At 57.1% G+C, this 15,742-nt stretch carries 18 protein-coding genes; 7 read left to right on the forward strand and 11 right to left on the reverse strand.

Features of this window, described 5'->3' with window-relative positions; translation table 11 throughout:
* Positions 1-98: 98 nt before the first annotated feature.
* Together QZ268_RS09025 and ychF are read right to left on the reverse strand one after the other, a co-directional pair.
* Entirely contained in the window at positions 99-917 is an 819-nt protein-coding gene (locus tag QZ268_RS09025) for a nucleoside hydrolase (RefSeq protein WP_295451258.1), read from the reverse strand.
* A 197-nt stretch (positions 918-1,114) separates the two neighbouring features.
* Positions 1,115-2,212 carry a redox-regulated ATPase YchF gene (ychF, locus tag QZ268_RS09030; RefSeq protein ID WP_295451260.1) on the reverse strand — a complete coding sequence of 366 codons (1,098 nt, stop codon included), beginning with the start codon at positions 2,210-2,212 and terminating at the stop codon, positions 1,115-1,117.
* A 232-nt stretch (positions 2,213-2,444) separates the two neighbouring features.
* On the opposite strand from ychF, the gene QZ268_RS09035 reads away from it, so the two are divergent.
* From QZ268_RS09035 to QZ268_RS09045, 3 genes are all read left to right on the forward strand, one after another.
* A complete protein-coding gene (locus tag QZ268_RS09035; RefSeq protein ID WP_295451263.1) occupies positions 2,445-2,939 on the forward strand; it encodes an acyloxyacyl hydrolase in 495 nt (164 codons plus the stop codon).
* Positions 2,940-3,029: 90 nt separating this feature from the next.
* Positions 3,030-3,821 (forward strand): tryptophan synthase subunit alpha, encoded by a 792-nt coding sequence (trpA, locus tag QZ268_RS09040; RefSeq protein ID WP_295451266.1) that lies wholly within the window; start codon positions 3,030-3,032, stop codon positions 3,819-3,821.
* A 140-nt stretch (positions 3,822-3,961) separates the two neighbouring features.
* Complete coding sequence (locus QZ268_RS09045; RefSeq protein WP_295451269.1) at positions 3,962-5,128, forward strand: alpha-hydroxy acid oxidase; 1,167 nt, start codon at positions 3,962-3,964, stop codon at positions 5,126-5,128.
* A gap of 5 nt (positions 5,129-5,133) precedes the next feature.
* Here the strand turns inward: QZ268_RS09045 and QZ268_RS09050 are convergent, their stop codons facing one another.
* Positions 5,134-5,853: an HTTM domain-containing protein gene (locus tag QZ268_RS09050; protein ID WP_295451272.1), complete on the reverse strand. Its 720-nt coding sequence runs from the start codon at positions 5,851-5,853 to the stop codon at positions 5,134-5,136.
* Positions 5,850-6,275 (reverse strand): hypothetical protein, encoded by a 426-nt coding sequence (locus QZ268_RS09055; RefSeq protein ID WP_295451275.1) that lies wholly within the window; start codon positions 6,273-6,275, stop codon positions 5,850-5,852. Before QZ268_RS09055 ends, QZ268_RS09050 begins: the two co-directional genes overlap by 4 nt.
* Positions 6,276-6,580: 305 nt before the next feature.
* Between QZ268_RS09055 and QZ268_RS09060 the strand changes: the two genes are divergently transcribed.
* The 4 genes from QZ268_RS09060 to QZ268_RS09075 all read left to right on the forward strand — a co-directional run bounded on the left by QZ268_RS09060 (position 6,581) and on the right by QZ268_RS09075 (position 9,215).
* Positions 6,581-7,210, forward strand: a complete 630-nt coding sequence (locus tag QZ268_RS09060; protein WP_295451279.1) for a 50S ribosomal protein L25/general stress protein Ctc — start codon at positions 6,581-6,583, stop codon at positions 7,208-7,210.
* Between the two features lie 343 nt (positions 7,211-7,553).
* A complete protein-coding gene (locus tag QZ268_RS09065) occupies positions 7,554-7,739 on the forward strand; it encodes a peptidyl-tRNA hydrolase (protein WP_295451282.1) in 186 nt (61 codons plus the stop codon).
* A 208-nt stretch (positions 7,740-7,947) separates the two neighbouring features.
* The gene (gene pth / locus QZ268_RS09070) at positions 7,948-8,694 is read left to right on the forward strand and encodes an aminoacyl-tRNA hydrolase (protein WP_295451284.1); all 747 of its coding nucleotides are present in this window, start codon (positions 7,948-7,950) and stop codon (positions 8,692-8,694) included.
* Positions 8,695-8,825: 131 nt separating this feature from the next.
* The gene (locus QZ268_RS09075; protein ID WP_295451287.1) at positions 8,826-9,215 is read left to right on the forward strand and encodes a DUF2237 domain-containing protein; all 390 of its coding nucleotides are present in this window, start codon (positions 8,826-8,828) and stop codon (positions 9,213-9,215) included.
* Positions 9,216-9,360: 145 nt separating this feature from the next.
* Here QZ268_RS09075 and trpB read toward each other — a convergent pair whose 3' ends face one another.
* From trpB to QZ268_RS09110, 7 genes are all read right to left on the reverse strand, one after another.
* The gene (gene trpB / locus QZ268_RS09080) at positions 9,361-10,620 is read right to left on the reverse strand and encodes a tryptophan synthase subunit beta (RefSeq protein WP_295451289.1); all 1,260 of its coding nucleotides are present in this window, start codon (positions 10,618-10,620) and stop codon (positions 9,361-9,363) included.
* Between the two features lie 202 nt (positions 10,621-10,822).
* The gene (locus tag QZ268_RS09085; RefSeq protein ID WP_295451292.1) at positions 10,823-11,476 is read right to left on the reverse strand and encodes a phosphoribosylanthranilate isomerase; all 654 of its coding nucleotides are present in this window, start codon (positions 11,474-11,476) and stop codon (positions 10,823-10,825) included.
* Positions 11,477-11,485: 9 nt separating this feature from the next.
* On the reverse strand, positions 11,486-11,836 hold the full coding sequence (locus QZ268_RS09090; protein WP_295451295.1) for a LapA family protein: 351 nt from the start codon (positions 11,834-11,836) through the stop codon (positions 11,486-11,488).
* On the reverse strand, positions 11,837-12,121 hold the full coding sequence (gene ihfB / locus QZ268_RS09095; protein WP_009811081.1) for an integration host factor subunit beta: 285 nt from the start codon (positions 12,119-12,121) through the stop codon (positions 11,837-11,839).
* A 413-nt stretch (positions 12,122-12,534) separates the two neighbouring features.
* Complete coding sequence (gene rpsA / locus QZ268_RS09100; protein ID WP_295451299.1) at positions 12,535-14,211, reverse strand: 30S ribosomal protein S1; 1,677 nt, start codon at positions 14,209-14,211, stop codon at positions 12,535-12,537.
* A 345-nt stretch (positions 14,212-14,556) separates the two neighbouring features.
* A complete protein-coding gene (locus QZ268_RS09105; RefSeq protein WP_295451302.1) occupies positions 14,557-15,189 on the reverse strand; it encodes an NAD(P)H-dependent oxidoreductase in 633 nt (210 codons plus the stop codon).
* A gap of 124 nt (positions 15,190-15,313) precedes the next feature.
* Positions 15,314-15,643 carry an ASCH domain-containing protein gene (locus tag QZ268_RS09110; protein ID WP_295451305.1) on the reverse strand — a complete coding sequence of 110 codons (330 nt, stop codon included), beginning with the start codon at positions 15,641-15,643 and terminating at the stop codon, positions 15,314-15,316.
* Positions 15,644-15,742 lie beyond the last annotated feature (99 nt).

Genomic DNA, 15,742 nt, shown 5'->3' on the forward strand with positions numbered 1-15,742 from the left:
CCAGTAGCGAAAGCGCGGCAGTGTCGGTATTGTTCTTCATGGCGTGATCTCCCTGGCGGTTGCTGCCGCCGGTTGGGTGGGTTCAGTTCACCCGGAGATTACGCCACCTTCAAATTTCCACCACCTTCGCGACACGACCCCGGCAGTTTCTTGACCTCAAACAAGGTCGGGTGGCTGCAGGCAATCACCGCAGCCGGATCATGCAGGGAGCAGCCGTCAAACTTCCCCACGGTTTCATAAAAATTCAGATAGAACTCTGACATCTTCTGCAACATCCCCCCCAATGCGGGCGACCGGGCCGCAATCGAGCGGAAATCGGCCGCGGTACACAGAATTTGATGGGTCACATCCAGCCCAACCATCACCAGATCCGCGCCCGAAGCGAAGACCACATCCGCCGCATGGGGGTCGTGGTAGATATTCGCTTCGGCATGAGCGGTGATATTGCCGCCTTCCTCCAGCGAACCGCCCATAATGACAATCCGTTTGAGGTTTTTGACAAACTCAGGGTCGCGCTGAATGGCCAGGGCGATATTGGTCAAAGGACCGATAGGGCAAAGCACCAGCTCGCCCCGGTGTTCGCGGGCCATGCGGATCAGAAAGTCCGCGGCCTCCTCTGCTACCGGCGCGCCTATGGGCTGCTGGGCTGGGATATCGCCAAAACCTTCGTCGCCGTGAACCTGTGCTGACGGCGAGAACGGCGGCAAAGACAAAGGTGCCTCGGCCCCATGGGCCACCGGCACCTGCAAATCTGCGGCTTCGAGCAGGCGCAGGGCATTTCGCGTGGCAATCTGGGTGGTGACATTGCCAAAAACCGTGGTGAGCCCCAGAAGCGAGATTTCCGGCGCCGCCGCCGCGTAAAAGATCGCCATGGCATCATCAATGCCGGGATCCGTGTCAATTATCAGTTTAATCATGGCTGTCTCCACTTGGCGCCCCCGGCCGGCCTAGCATTTGCGCCCGCAGCGCTTCAAGCCCCGCCCCCAATTCAGGGCCAGGGATGCCAAGGCGGCACCTGACCAATCAAAAGAAAACCCCCATACAGTTACACTGCATGGGGGAGCATATCGGCAAAATGGCCGTTGATAGGCCAGGATCACACTACAAAAAGCGTTTAGGTATTGAACAAGAAGTGCATCACATCGCCGTCTTGTACGATGTAGGATTTACCCTCGGCGCGCATCTTGCCGGCCTCTTTGGCGCCCTGTTCACCATTGCAGGCAATAAAGTCCTCATAGGCAATGGTTTCGGCCCGGATAAAGCCCTTTTCAAAGTCGCCGTGGATGACACCAGCAGCCTGCGGCCCAGAGGTGCCCTGACGAATGGTCCAGGCCCGCGCCTCTTTTGGGCCGACAGTGAAATAGGTTTCCAGGTGCAGCAGCTCGTAGCCCGCACGAATAAGCCGGTCGAGTCCGGCTTCTTCAAGACCCATTTCCTCAAGAAACATCTGAGCTTCGTCTGCATCAAGCTGGCTGATCTCTTCTTCGATCTGCGCCGAAATTATCACATGTGAATTGCCCTGAGCCGCCGCCATTTCCGCAACTTTGGCAGAATGCGCGTTCCCTTCGGCTGATTCCGACTCACCGACGTTGCAGACATAAAGAACCGGCTTGGTGGACAAGAGCTGCAGCATCTTCCAGGCTTTGGCGTCTTCTTCGTCCACTTCTACCAGGCGGGCAGGCTTTCCCTCTTCCAGCATTTTCTGGGCTTCGGCCAGAAGACGCTCTTGTTGCTGGGCCTCTTTGTCATTGCCTTTTAGCTTGCGTACCAAATTGGCACGGCGCTTTTCGATGCTCTCAAGATCCGCCAGCATTAGCTCGGTCTCGATGGTTTCAGCATCCGCAACCGGATCAACGCGCCCGTCGACATGGGTCACGTCGCCGTCCTCAAAGCAGCGCAAAACATGTGCAATTGCATCGGTTTCGCGGATATTTGCCAAGAACTGGTTGCCCAGGCCCTCGCCTTTGGAAGCGCCTTTTACCAGACCGGCAATATCGACAAAGGTCATCCGGGTTGGGATGATCTGCTTTGAGCCGGCAATCGCCGCCAGTTTGTCCAGGCGGCTATCCGGCACGCCAACTTCACCCACATTGGGCTCGATGGTGCAGAACGGAAAATTCGCGGCCTGCGCCGATGCAGTTTTGGTCAATGCGTTGAACAAGGTCGACTTGCCGACGTTCGGCAGGCCCACTATTCCCATTTTAAAGCCCATCTCGGCCTCCTGATGCCATTTGGCAATGGCTTCTAGGCAGCATTGCGTCCCGGCGCAAGGTAGCATCGCCCGCCGAGCCTAGCCGGACTTCACGCGCAGATCTCTTGACCCGCAGCAGCACACTGTTAAATGTGAAATCTTCACTTATTGATATCATAAACGTGTGCGCAGGTTTAAATCGCCGTTTTTTATCCTACCTCCTCCCAAGTTCCATGACGTTTTGAGGAAAGACATGAAAAACAGCATTCTTCTCTCTGCGGTTCTCACCGCAGGGCTCGCGAGCTCCGCCTTTGGTCAGGAGATCGTTCTTGGCGCAGGCTACTCCGACTATTCACTGAATGGCGCAGAAGATGGTGCGATCCTGTCACTGGAGTACAACCATCGCCCCTTTTATGAAGGCAATGTGTTTTCCGCACGACTGGCGGGCGCGGTTGAAGTGGTTGACACAGGGGATGCCTTTGTAGGGGGCGGCCTAAGTGGCAAATGGGACCTGAAACAGGATTGGTTTATCGAGGCCAGCGTTTTGCCTGGTGCCTTTATTGAAGGCACTGCCTTGAACGATCTCGGCTCCACCTTTGAAATCCGCAGCCAGCTTGCGGTGGGCAAACAGTTCAAGAACGGCAAGGCCCTATCTCTGGCGCTGAGCCATAAATCCAATGCCTCGACAGCCGACATCAATCCTGGTGTGAATAGTTTGACCCTGCGCTGGCATATTCCGCTGAACTAGCGGATCAAAACGCAAATGGGCTCAGCCTCGGGATTGATTTCCCTTGCAACTTTCGGCACACCGGAGCGGTAAGTTGCAAGAGGCCTGACCATGACCCGTATTGATGCCAAATTCGCCGAACTCAAAGCTGCCGGCAAAAAGGCCTTTGTTTCCTATGTCATGGCTGGTGACCCAGACTATGAGCGCTCGCTAGAGCTGGTAAAGGGCCTGCCAGCGGCGGGTGTCGACATTATCGAACTTGGCCTGCCCTTCACCGATCCCATGGCCGACGGCCCCACTATTCAGCTGGCAGGCCAGCGCGCGCTTGATGGCGGCATGACCCTGGAAAAAACGCTGCAGCTGGCCGCTGAGTTCCGCAAGGATGACAACACCACGCCCATCGTTTTGATGGGGTATTACAACCCGATCTACAGTCGCGGTGTCGACAAGTTCCTGCTGGATGCCAAAGCCGCCGGCATTGACGGGTTGATCGTGGTGGACCTGCCCCCTGAAGAAGACGATGAACTGTGCATTCCGGCACAAAAAGCGGGTTTGAACTTCATCCGGCTGGCAACCCCAACAACCGATGACAAACGCCTGCCCACCGTGCTGCAGAACACCTCTGGGTTTGTCTACTATGTCTCCGTCACCGGCATTACCGGTTCAGCCGAAGCCCAGGCGGGCGATGTCGGCCCCGAAGTGGCCCGTATCAAAGCTTCGACTGATCTGCCGGTCATCGTCGGGTTTGGCATCAACACGCCAGAAAAAGCACAGAACATTGCCTCGATCTCTGACGGGGCCGTGGTTGGCAGCGCCATCGTCAGCCAGATGGCAAGCGGCAAGCCGGTGTCTCAGGTGCTGGGTTTTGTAAAATCCCTCGCGGATGGCGCTCATCGGGGCTAACCATTTTCACAGTTCCGGAACAAGACTGGGTCGCGCCTTTGGGTGCGGCCTTTTGCGTTTTGGGAAGGGCACTCTGAGTGTTGCAGTGAGTGCTCAAAATTGGTAAGGAAACCTTACCACACCAAAGCGAGGGTTTATCCGTGCCGGTAATCACCAATATTCAGGATCTGAAACGCATTTACGAGCGGCGGGTGCCGCGGATGTTTTTTGACTATGCGGAAAGCGGCAGCTGGACCGAACAGACCTTTCGCGAAAACACATCTGACTTTGAACAGATCCGCCTGCGCCAACGGGTTGCGGTGGATATGTCAGGGCGCAGCACTGCCGCGCAGATGGTCGGTGAAGATGTCGCCATGCCCGTGGCCCTGGCGCCGGTTGGGCTGACCGGCATGCAACATGCCGATGGTGAAATCAAAGCCGCCAAAGCCGCCGAAGACTTTGGCGTCCCCTTTACACTGTCGACCATGTCCATCAATTCGATCGAGGATGTCGCCGAAGCAACAACCAAACCCTTCTGGTTCCAGCTCTATACAATGAACGACGCAGACTACGTGCGGCGGCTGATCCAGCGGGCCAAGGATGCCAAATGCTCGGCCCTGGTGATCACCCTGGATTTGCAGATCCTCGGTCAGCGGCACAAGGACCTGAAAAACGGTCTGTCCGCCCCGCCAAAGCTGACGCCAAAAACCATCGCCAATCTGATGACCAAATGGGCCTGGGGCATTGAAATGCTTGGCGCTAAACGACGTGAGTTTGGCAATATTGTCGGCCATGTCGACGGAATCTCCGATGCCTCTTCGCTGGGGGCCTGGACTGCGGAACAGTTCGACCTGTCGCTGGACTGGAACAAGATTGCCAAGCTGAAGGAAATGTGGGGCGGCAAGGTGATCCTCAAGGGTATTCTGGATGCCGAAGACGCCAAGATGGCAGTCAAAGTCGGGGCAGATGCAATTGTTGTCTCCAACCACGGCGGCCGCCAGCTGGACGGCGCGCTGAGCTCGATCCGAATGTTGCCGCAGATCATGGATGCGGTTGGCGGTGAGGTCGAGGTCATCCTGGACAGCGGCATTCGCTCAGGCCAGGACGTGCTGAAATCGCTGGCCATGGGTGCCTCTGGCACCATGATTGGCCGCGCCTTTGTCTACGGGCTGGGCGCCATGGGACAAAAAGGCGTCACCACGGCGCTGGAGGTGATCCACAAGGAGTTGGACACCACCATGGCGCTCTGTGGCGAGCGCGACATTGCCAACCTCGGGCGGCACAATCTGCTGATCCCCAAGGACTTTGAAGGCGACTGGCAGGACTGAACCCATTAGAAAATCCGGTCCTGAAACCAGATCAGGGCCGGATAGGCACAGAGCCAGATCCAGAAAAACCGGTTCAGTCCAAAAAAGCAGGCGTTGGAAAAGTGAAACCCGGCAGCACACAGTAGCGCCAGCTTCAGCGCCACCGGATCCAACAGAGCCAGCGGAAAGACCAGCTCGAACAGGATCACCGCCCAGCCCATCACAAACAGAAAACGCGGATGATCCGCCAGCCCCCGCAGTCCCTCGCTCACCGGATAGGCGGAAAAGCGAAAGACATCGCGCAGAGCCTCCCCGCAGCGCCATTCCGGGTTCACCACCTTGACCAGGCCTGAGACAAAATAAGACAGCACCAATTGCACCGCCAGATAAGACAGTGCCATCTCCTGCCAGAACGCTGTTGGCGCCAGATGGGCCAGGCTCAGACAGCTGAGTATCAGCATGGTCATCTTGTCGCTGCCGCCATTATAGGGACCCTGAAAGCGCCAGAGCATGGCCAGGCTGATCCCCCAAAGCCCCCAAACAGGCCAGGCGCCGCCAATGCCCAGCCCCATGACAACACAAAGCACCAGGCGCGACACAAAGATCATCCGGTCCCGCAGCCCCAACGCACCCAGTGCCAGGTGCTCCAGGCTTTGCTGAGCAATGGCGAAGGCCAGCAAAAGCTGCATCCAGCCCATCGCCTGCCCCGCTGACAGCCCCTGCTGCAAGAAAATCAGGCTACTCATCCCACCGCCTCCTGCAGGGTGATCAGAGAAACAGGACTGCTTTCATATTCCACCAGCTTGACGATCTGCCCCTGCTCACGCGACACAAACACAAGGCGAAACTGCAGCTCTTGCTGTCCGGCCGGTAATAGCCGCGCAACCCGAAGGTTGATTTCGTCGACGCTATGCTGACTGGGCTCATCAATCAGACGCTCAGAGCAGCTGACCAGATAAAGCTGCTCATTCCATTCCGGGTTCCACAGCATGCGCCGCAGGATTTGACCAAGCCCAAGATGCCCAGGCCGCGGACGGTCCTCCTGCCAGTCCCCGACCCGGCCAGCCTCTATCAGGCGGTATTCAATCCGCGGCGAAGGCGCCACGGTCTTGAAAAACCGCCAGGAAGGAATCACCGTTGGCAAAAAGAGAGAAAGGAGATGCAGCACCTCAGCAGGCTCCGGAGAATGAACAGGGTTTCCAGACTAACCTATGGCCTTTAATACTTCCCTTAGCACCGGCGGCTTTACCGCATCCCATATCTGTGCGACGCCTCGCGACAGATCACCTTTTTCAGTCCCTTTCATTTGGACAAAAATATCCCGGCGGAAGGCCGCAGTCCGGGGGCAGCGCCCGCAACAGGCAGTTCAAGAGAATGCCCCCTTGCGAGAATCCCAAATCCCCTGTAAGCGCAGGCCTTCACGTGGAGTGACAGCCTTGGAGGCACTCCACCTAGATATATTGGAGAATACAAATGGCAAAAGAGATTCCTGATCTCGTCGCCGAGGAACGTGCGGGGACGGGCAAGGGCGCCGCTCGCGCAGCACGTCGTGCTGGCATGGTTCCTGGTGTTGTTTACGGTGGTGACGCGGATCCTCTTTCGATCCAGATCCCGTTCAACGTTCTGTTGAAAAAGCTGAAAGCCGGCAAGTTCAAGTCCACCCTGTGGAACCTGAAAGTTGAAGGCCAGGAAGACGTGCGCGTGATCTGCCGCGACGTTCAGCGTGACGTTGTCAAAGACCTGCCCACGCACCTCGACCTGATGCGCCTGCGCCGGACTTCGGAAATCAACCTGTTCATCCCGGTTGAATTCATCAACGAAGACACCTGCCCCGGCGTCAAAAAGGGCGGCATGCTTGCTGTTGTTCGCCCCGAAGTCGAGCTGGTTGTCACCGCAGGTGACATCCCTGAGAAGCTCACCGTTGATCTGGCGAACAGCCAAATCGGCGACGTGATCACCATCTCCTCGATCGAGCTGCCAAAAGGCGCGCGTCCAACAATCGACCGTGACTTCGTTATTGCAAACATCGCAGCACCTGGTGGCATCTCTGCCGCTGACGAAGACGAAGAAGCCGGCGAAGAAGCCGCTGCAGCTGAAGAGTAAAATCACCTTCCCTTTGGGATGTGATGAAACGGGGTCCTGCGGGGCCCCGTTTTTTTTGCGTCGGCCTTTGCGCCTGCCCCTGTGTCCGTTTCAGCTGTGTCCGTTTCCGCTGCGTCTGTTTCAAAGGGGTGTGTTTCGGCTGCGGTTTTTTCAGCAGCTTGGCGTATTGTCGCCCTCGCAGCGGCCAGACGCCAAGCATCCGTCGAAAGTAAAACAAGCCATAAATCCGCAAAAACTGTCCAAAAAAAGGGACAAGCTCTAAAGAGAATCCTGCTTTGTGAAAACCTCTCGTTTGCCTTTTCCAGCCAGGCTCCCATCTATCTAGAGTAAGGGGTGATGTGAGATGTTAGATCGGTTGGAACAGGAAGAGGCCAAGCTGCGCAGGAGGCTGTTGTTCCGGATCTTGCGTGGGTTCAACTTTGATGCCCCCAGATTTCGCGGCGAGATCATATCCGATCCTATTCCCCGTCATTTGCTGGGCAAAGATGCGGACTATTCCCTACCACAGCGCGGCGCCCACGGGCTCTGAGCAGCGCAGGGCCCAAGACACCGCATCCAGTGTACATACAGATCAAACCAGCCCCCTCGTTGGGATTTCGACCTCCTTCGGACCGCTGCTCTGGATTCTTGCGTCAAACCGCGCCATATAGCCTCAAACCCCATGACCGGTTGCCAATCTGACTGGCACGCGTACAGTCAGGGATCGCAAGCACCCGAAACCTGGGATGAGACAGGCTATGAAACTCTTTGTTGGGCTCGGAAATCCCGGTGCCAAATATGCCCGCAACCGGCACAATATCGGCTTTATGGCGCTGGATGAAATTGCTTCTGACCATGGGTTTTCGCCCTGGAAATCAAAATTTCAGGGCCAGATCTGTGAGGGCACACTGGGGGGCATCAAGGTCTTGCTGCTCAAGCCCCAGACCTTCATGAACCTCTCTGGTCAGTCCGTTGGCGAGGTGATGCGGTTTTACAAGCTAACCAGCGCAGATGTGACCGTATTGCACGATGAACTGGATCTGGCGCCGGGTAAATGCCGGGTCAAACAGGGTGGTGGCCATGCCGGCCACAACGGGCTGCGCTCGTTGCATTCTCATATCGGAGCGGACTATGCCCGGGTCCGGCTGGGGGTGGGACACCCTGGCCACAAAGATGCGGTGGCAGGCTATGTGTTGCGCGACTTCCCCAAGGCGGATGAGGCCTGGCTGGATGATCTGCTGCGCGGCACCTCGGATGGGGCTGCGGCGCTGGCCGCCGGGGATGGGGGCAAGTTCATGAACGCAGTGTCCCTGCGGGTCGCCCCACCACGCAGCTCTGGCGGATCAAAACCGCCCGCCGGCAAGAAACCAGCCCCCCAACAGGATGCCCAAAAACCTGAGTCACAACACGCTTCAGAACCTGCTGCCCGCCCTGCACCCCCCAAAGCACCCGCAGAGCCGGATGATAGATCTGCTCTGGAAAAGCTGGTAGATAAATTCAAATAACGCCCCCCTTTTGCACCCGTCTTTGCAGTCGCCTCTGGGCGGGGACGCCCCGTTTTGCCGCGAATAGACGCGTCAGCAGGATCAATATCAAAATGTTCCGAAACCTGGCTAGAATGTTGTAGGCTAAACCCATGAAACAGGATCAAAGCATAAATGTTCTGGGCGGCGCGCTGGCGCCCTGCTCACTGGCGCCGCTCACCGGCTTTTTTCGCGACGGGTATTGCAACACCTGCAGCCAAGACCAGGGCAGCCACACGGTCTGTGCCGTCATGACAGCCGAATTCCTCGCTTATTCAAAATATGTCGGCAATGATCTCTCCACAGCGCGACCCGAATTTGGCTTTGCTGGATTGAAGCCCGGGGATCAATGGTGCCTCTGCGCCGGGCGGTTTTTGCAAGCCGCCGACGAAGGTTGCGCGCCGCTTGTCTGTCTTGAGGCGACCCATGCGCGGGCCCTGGACATTGTGCCTTTGCCGCTGTTGCAAAACCACGCCGTCAAGACATCAGACCCGCGCCCCTAGCGGCGGCGGTAGTGCCTGTATAGGGCAGCCGCAGGTCCGAGGTTTCAAGACGGTTCTGCAGAAACCCTGAAGCAGCTGAACGCCGCCCCTGGTGGTTTCCGGGGCGGCTCTTTTCCTTTGATTACAAGGCTTGGACTGTGACCGGTTAGTCTTCCAGATCCCGCCCCTCTTCCGTGTCGGACATGTCAAAGCCCAAATGGCGCGCGACGGTAAAGACATCTTTGTCGCCGCGCCCGCACATATTCATCACGATGATATGGTCCGATGGCAGCTCTGGTGCGATCTTCATCACGTGGGCCAGCGCATGACTGGGCTCCAACGCCGGGATGATACCCTCCATTGCGCAGGACAGCTGGAAGGCCTCCAGGGCTTCCTTGTCGGTGATCGAGACATATTCGGCGCGGCCCGTATCGTGCAGCCAGGAATGCTCTGGCCCGATGCCAGGGTAATCCAGACCAGCAGAGATCGAAAAGCCCTCACGGATCTGACCATCATCGTCCTGCAACAGATAGGTGCGGTTGCCGTGCAATACACCAGGGCGGCCCCCTGTCAGCGAGGCACAGTGCTGCATCCGGTCATCGACGCCCTTACCGCCGGCTTCGACGCCAATGATCTGGACCGATTTGTCATCCAGGAAAGGATGGAACAACCCGATGGCATTGGAGCCACCACCGATCGCCGCAATCAGCGTATCTGGCAGGCGGCCTTCGCCCTCTTGCTCGGCCAGCTGCCACCGCACCTCTTTGCCAATGATCGACTGGAAGTCACGGACCAGCGCCGGATAGGGATGCGGACCTGCTGCGGTCCCGATGCAATAAAAGGTATCGTTGACGTTGGTTACCCAGTCGCGCAGGGCGTCGTTCATGGCATCCTTGAGGGTGCCGCGCCCCGAAGTCACCGGAATGACTTCGGCGCCCAGGAGACGCATGCGGAAGACATTGGGGGCCTGACGTTTCACATCATGGGCGCCCATGTAAACCACACATTTCAAACCAAACTTGGCGCAGACAGTTGCCGTAGCAACCCCGTGCTGGCCCGCGCCGGTTTCCGCAATGATGCGGGACTTGCCCATGCGCCGCGCCAGCAGGATTTGGCCCAACACATTGTTGACCTTATGCGCGCCGGTGTGGTTCAGCTCGTCGCGCTTCATGTAGATCTTGGCACCACCCAGATGGGTGCTCAGGCGCTCAGCGTGGTACAGCGGGCTGGGACGGCCAACATAGTGCTTCCAGAGGCTTTCCATCTCTGCCCAAAAGCTGGGATCATCTTTCGCCCGGTTATATTCCTCTTCCAGGCTGAGGATCAGCGGCATCAGGGTTTCCGAGACAAATCGTCCACCAAAGATGCCAAAGCGACCTTTTTCGTCAGGTCCGTTCATAAAGCTGTTGAAGAGATCGTTTGCCATGGTTCTTCCCCTTGTCGAAGCACTGGTCGCTGCGCCCGATATGACTAGCCTGCGGGCGGCGGCGGGTAAAGGGAGGCAAGGAAGGATTCTATCTGTCGGGCTTCAGTTTTACCCAACGGCCCCAGCACTGCTGATGCACAAACATGTTGGCCCCAGACGCGGCACCAAGAGACCAGTCAGCAGCGCGTGGGCCAACTGCCACTCAGACAGCCACAGACTGGGCGGCCGTACTAAACTCAGCGATCAGAGCGGCATCTTTTTGCCCCGGCGCTGCCTCGACACCAGAAGAGACATCAACCTGCCGCGCACCAGTCATGCGCACCGCCTCTGCGACATTTTCGGGGGTGAGCCCGCCTGCCAGCATCCAGGGGCGCTGCCAGTATTTGCGACCCGCCAGCAGACGCCAGTCAAAGGCCAGCCCATTGCCGCCCGGCAGATCAGCGTTCTTGGGCGGTTTGGCATCAATCAGCAACTGATCCGCCACCTGAGAATAGAGATCAATCTGCGGCAGATCTGCAGCATCTGCCACCCCAATTGCCTTCATCACTGGCAACCCATAGCGCGCTTTGACCTCGGCAACCCGCTCCGGGCTCTCGCTGCCGTGCAGCTGCAACATATCCAGTGGCACCGCATCGGTCAGGGCGTCCAGCATGGCATCATCGGCGTTCACCGTCAGCGCCACCTTGCACAGGCCAACAGGGGCCTCCAGCGCCAGCTGGGTGGCCTGTTCAATGGAGATATTACGTGGAGATTTTGGAAAAAAGACAAAACCAACATAGGCGGCACCTGCAGCGGCAGCCGCAGCGACGTCCTGTGGGCTGTTGAGCCCACAGATCTTGACCCGAATAGCACTCATTCGCTTTGCTCAGCTAGCCTCGTCCAAAAGGGCCAGAACCTCGTCCTTACCCTCATGTTTTTGTTGCTTCAGCTTTTTCACTTCGCGCGACAGTTTCTTTACTTCGCGATTCTGGTTGCTGACCGCCCGGCGATGTTTATGTTCGCGGATCCATTCCCAGATAAAGCCAATGACCAGACCGGCCCCTAGCCCCCCCAGAACCACCGTGAACAATGGTAAAGAGATCGAAGGGTTCATCCCGACAAATTCAGCAACTGCATCCGGCAGCAGTTTCAGCGAAACGATAGTGCGGTTTGCGATACAAACCGAAACCAACAGAATTCCCAGGGCTCCCAGGATAGCGTAGCGAATATAACGCATTTAGGCCTTTCCGTTCAGGCGATCCCTCAAGAGCTTACCGGTCTTGAAGAACGGAACATGTTTTTCTTCAACTTGGACAGTTTCACCAGTGCGTGGGTTGCGACCAACGCGCGAGTCCCTTTGTTTCACTGAGAAAGCCCCAAAGCCACGCAATTCAACCCGGTCGCCCCGGGACATCGCATCAGTCACTTCCTCAAACACCGTATTCACGATCCTTTCGACATCCCGCTGATACAGGTGCGGGTTTTCGTCTGCAATCTTCTGAATCAATTCAGAACGGATCATACTCACTGCCCTCCCAAAACTACGCAAGCCTTTGCCGGCTAACGACAACTATAGGTCCAAAAGCCCCATCTAGGAACCAAAACAGCAGAGAGTTGGCCGATATTTACCCTGCAAAATTCGTCAAACGACCACAAATTCACAGTTTTAACCGCAGCAAAGAGCAAAGCTGAGCCAACAAAGACCTTAACTGCGCATCGCAGGCGGCAAGAGAAGTAGTTGATTCGCAAGCCGTTCCCCAGCAGAACAGCGCCCTTTTCAGCGCTGCTGTGAACCGCAGGCCGCGTCCACCGGTGCCGGGGCGGAGCCCCTCTGGGAGGTGCGCCGTGGAGTGGTGGAAATCCGCCGAAAAAGAAACGGCCCCGCCAAAAGGCAGGGCCGTTCAAATCGTTTAGAACCTAAAGTGCAGGTCGAAATCAGTCGTTGTTCAGAGCTGCGCCCAGGATATCGCCCAAGCTTGCGCCGGAATCCGAGGAACCATACTGCTCAACAGCTTCTTTTTCTTCTGCAATCTCGCGAGCTTTGATCGACAGACCCAGACGACGGGTCTTGCTGTCGACATTGGTGACGCGCACGTCGACCTTGTCGCCAACATTGAAGCGCTCGGGGCGCTGCTCTGCGCGATCACGGCTGAGGTCGGAACGACGGATGAAGCTCTTCATGCCTTCGTATTCGACTTCGATGCCGCCTTCTTCGATGGCAGTGACGTTCACGGTGACAATGGAGCCACGCTTCACGCCGCCAACGGCTTCTGCGAACTTGTCGCCGCCCAGGGCTTTGATCGACAGGGAGATACGCTCTTTTTCAACGTCCACTTCGGAGACAACGGCCGAAACCATGTCGCCTTTGCGGTAGTTCTGGATCGCATCTTCGCCGCGCTCGTCCCAGGACAGGTCGGACAGGTGAACCATGCCGTCGATGTCGCCTTCGAGACCAATGAACAGACCGAATTCGGTGATGTTCTTGACTTCGCCTTCGACTTCGGTGCCCTCGGGGTTGCTCTCCGAGAAGACTTCCCATGGGTTGCGCTGTGTCTGCTTGAGACCCAGGGAAACGCGGCGCTTGGAGCCGTCGATTTCCAGAACCATGACGTCAACTTCTTGCGAAGTGGAGACGATCTTGCCGGGGTGCACGTTCTTCTTGGTCCAGGACATCTCAGAGACGTGGACCAGACCTTCGACACCGGGCTCCAGCTCAACAAATGCACCGTAATCGGTGATGTTTGTCACGCGGCCTTTGTGGACCGAGGAGAGCGGATACTTGGCGCCAACCAGATCCCATGGATCTTCCTGCAGCTGTTTCATGCCGAGGGAGATACGGTGGGTCTCTTTGTTGATCTTGATGACCTGAACCTTGACGGTTTCGCCGATCGCCAGGATCTCGGAGGGGTGGTTCACACGACGCCATGCCATGTCGGTGACGTGCAGCAGGCCGTCTACGCCGCCCAGGTCAACGAATGCACCGTATTCGGTGATGTTTTTGACCACACCGTCAACAGAATCACCCTCGGACAGTTTGCCGATAACTTCGGCGCGCTGTTCGGCACGGGATTCTTCGAGGATCGCACGACGCGATACAACGATGTTGCCACGACGACGGTCCATTTTCAGGATCTGGAAGGGCTGCTTCAGACCCATCAGAGGGCCAGCGTCACGCACGGGGCGGACGTCAACTTGCGAACCTGGCAGGAAGGCAACTGCGCCACCCAGATCGACGGTGAAGCCACCTTTGACACGACCAAAGATTGCACCTTCGACGCGCTCGTCGTCGGCATATGCTTTTTCCAGACGGTCCCAGGCTTCTTCGCGGCGTGCCATCTCACGAGAGATTACAGCTTCGCCACGGGCGTTCTCAGCGGAACGCAGGAAGACTTCTACTTCGTCGCCGACAGCAATTTCAGGAGCTTCGCCAGGATTTGCGAATTCTTTCAGGTCAACGCGGCCTTCCATCTTGTAGCCTACGTCGATCAGGGCCTGGCCCGCTTCGATCGCGATAACCTTGCCTTTAACAACGGACCCCTCGTTTGGGGTGTCCATTTCGAAGCTTTCGTTAAGAAGGGCTTCGAAGTCCTCCATAGATACGTTTTGAGCCATGAGGTCTCAGGTTTCCTTTACAAAGTTTTCTGGCCGTGCGGTTGTCTCCGCCGGTCTTGGGGTTTGGTCGCATGGGACGTGGCACAAAGGCATCTGGAGCAAACAAACACAAAGGGCCGGAACTTTCCCCGACCCTGCTCAGATTGCCATTCGAGCGTTAGCCGCCCCTATACTGACAGCGCGCTTGTTAAGCGGATTCCCGGCGCCGCGCAAGTAAAACCAACGCAGCCGCCGGGAAAAGGCCTTATTTTTCTGGATCAGCCGAGCACAGCTGCACCTAATTCAGGCGCTGACACGACGGGAAAAGAGGGCACCCCGGCACGACGAGATACCCCATCTTTCCGTTTAGTCGATATTGGTCACAAATGTGCTCAGCGGTTTGCGCACCTTCTTTAGGTTCACCAACCAGTCGCCGCTTTCGTCGCGGGTGCCCAGGGGCAACAACAGGACCGAGCGCAGGCCTTTTTCTTTAAGCCCCAGAATTTCGTCGACCTTTTCCGGGTCAAAACCTTCCATCGGGGTGCTGTCCACACCCAGTTCCGCCGCCGCGGCCAGGGCAAAGCCCAGACCGATATAGGCCTGACGCGCCGCATGGGCGTAGTTTTCCTCATCAGAACGGGGCAGATACATCGCCTTGAGCCGGTCATAATAGCCCTGCAGCAGGTCAGTCATGCCACCGCGCTCTTCAGCCATCTGATCCACAACCGCGTCGATACGCGCTTCGCTGTAGTTGTCCCAGGCGGCAAAGACCAACAGATGCGAGCCATCGGTGATTTGTGCCTGATCCCAGGCAACAGGGCGAATGGCCGCCCGCTTTTCTGTATTGCGCACCACCAAGAGCTCATAAGGCTGCAAGCCGCTGGAGGTCGGCGCCATCTGCACCGCCTCAACGATCTTCGCCACGGCCTCTTCGGACACCGGCTTGGAGGGGTCCATCTTTTTGGTGGCATAGCGCCAGTTCAGCTTTTCTAGAAACATAGTCTTTCCCGTCATTGGAAGGTTTACATCTCCCATATCGGAACTGAACTGTTTAGTTCAATATCTCGCAGAGAAATTTATTCCTGCGCGACCAGACGGCAGCTGCGTGCCCAAACCTAAAGACCTATGAAGACGAAGGAGGGGCGAATTCAACAACCTGCACAATGCTCGAAAGCTGTATCTCCGGATAGTGTTCGCGCATGCCTTCGAGCATAATCGCGTCGGGCCACTCTTGCGCCCGCCCCACAAACTGCGCAGCCTCGCCCAAAGGCAGCTCGGTACAACGAACCACCTCGACTTCCACACTCTTACTGGGGTCAGCCTGATTGAAGAACCTTAGCCGACCTGGCGCGATGCGCCGCTCCCGCCACCGAATTGTTGACGTTTTTTCGCCTGTCACAATGAGTGGGAAAAGGCGATCGACCACAGCAAGGGATTGAATTTTTTGAGCCATATTGAAGGTCCAGATCAAATCTCAAACGGCAGAAAGGCCCGCATAGCTGCCAATATAGTACACCATCAGGCCCACGCTTGAAGCTGTTCCCTTAGATCA

This window comes from uncultured Pseudophaeobacter sp. (assembly GCA_905479575.1).
Classification (GTDB): Bacteria; Pseudomonadota; Alphaproteobacteria; order Rhodobacterales; family Rhodobacteraceae; genus Pseudophaeobacter.

Excerpts from the sequence above, each read along its gene's own strand:
- QZ268_RS09105 (WP_295451302.1), bottom strand. The coding sequence starts at position 15,189 with ATGTTTCTAGAAAAGCTGAACTGGCGCTATGCCACCAAAAAGATGGAC.
- pth (WP_295451284.1), top strand. The coding sequence starts at position 7,948 with ATGAAACTCTTTGTTGGGCTCGGAAATCCCGGTGCCAAATATGCCCGC.
- QZ268_RS09075 (WP_295451287.1), top strand. The coding sequence starts at position 8,826 with ATGAAACAGGATCAAAGCATAAATGTTCTGGGCGGCGCGCTGGCGCCC.
- QZ268_RS09060 (WP_295451279.1), top strand. The coding sequence starts at position 6,581 with ATGGCAAAAGAGATTCCTGATCTCGTCGCCGAGGAACGTGCGGGGACG.
- QZ268_RS09050 (WP_295451272.1), bottom strand. The coding sequence starts at position 5,853 with ATGAGTAGCCTGATTTTCTTGCAGCAGGGGCTGTCAGCGGGGCAGGCG.
- QZ268_RS09065 (WP_295451282.1), top strand. The coding sequence starts at position 7,554 with ATGTTAGATCGGTTGGAACAGGAAGAGGCCAAGCTGCGCAGGAGGCTG.
- trpA (WP_295451266.1), top strand. The coding sequence starts at position 3,030 with ATGACCCGTATTGATGCCAAATTCGCCGAACTCAAAGCTGCCGGCAAA.
- QZ268_RS09085 (WP_295451292.1), bottom strand. The coding sequence starts at position 11,476 with ATGAGTGCTATTCGGGTCAAGATCTGTGGGCTCAACAGCCCACAGGAC.
- QZ268_RS09035 (WP_295451263.1), top strand. The coding sequence starts at position 2,445 with ATGAAAAACAGCATTCTTCTCTCTGCGGTTCTCACCGCAGGGCTCGCG.
- ihfB (WP_009811081.1), bottom strand. The coding sequence starts at position 12,121 with ATGATCCGTTCTGAATTGATTCAGAAGATTGCAGACGAAAACCCGCAC.
- QZ268_RS09110 (WP_295451305.1), bottom strand. The coding sequence starts at position 15,643 with ATGGCTCAAAAAATTCAATCCCTTGCTGTGGTCGATCGCCTTTTCCCA.
- QZ268_RS09090 (WP_295451295.1), bottom strand. The coding sequence starts at position 11,836 with ATGCGTTATATTCGCTACGCTATCCTGGGAGCCCTGGGAATTCTGTTG.
- ychF (WP_295451260.1), bottom strand. The coding sequence starts at position 2,212 with ATGGGCTTTAAAATGGGAATAGTGGGCCTGCCGAACGTCGGCAAGTCG.
- rpsA (WP_295451299.1), bottom strand. The coding sequence starts at position 14,211 with ATGGCTCAAAACGTATCTATGGAGGACTTCGAAGCCCTTCTTAACGAA.
- QZ268_RS09025 (WP_295451258.1), bottom strand. The coding sequence starts at position 917 with ATGATTAAACTGATAATTGACACGGATCCCGGCATTGATGATGCCATG.
- trpB (WP_295451289.1), bottom strand. The coding sequence starts at position 10,620 with ATGGCAAACGATCTCTTCAACAGCTTTATGAACGGACCTGACGAAAAA.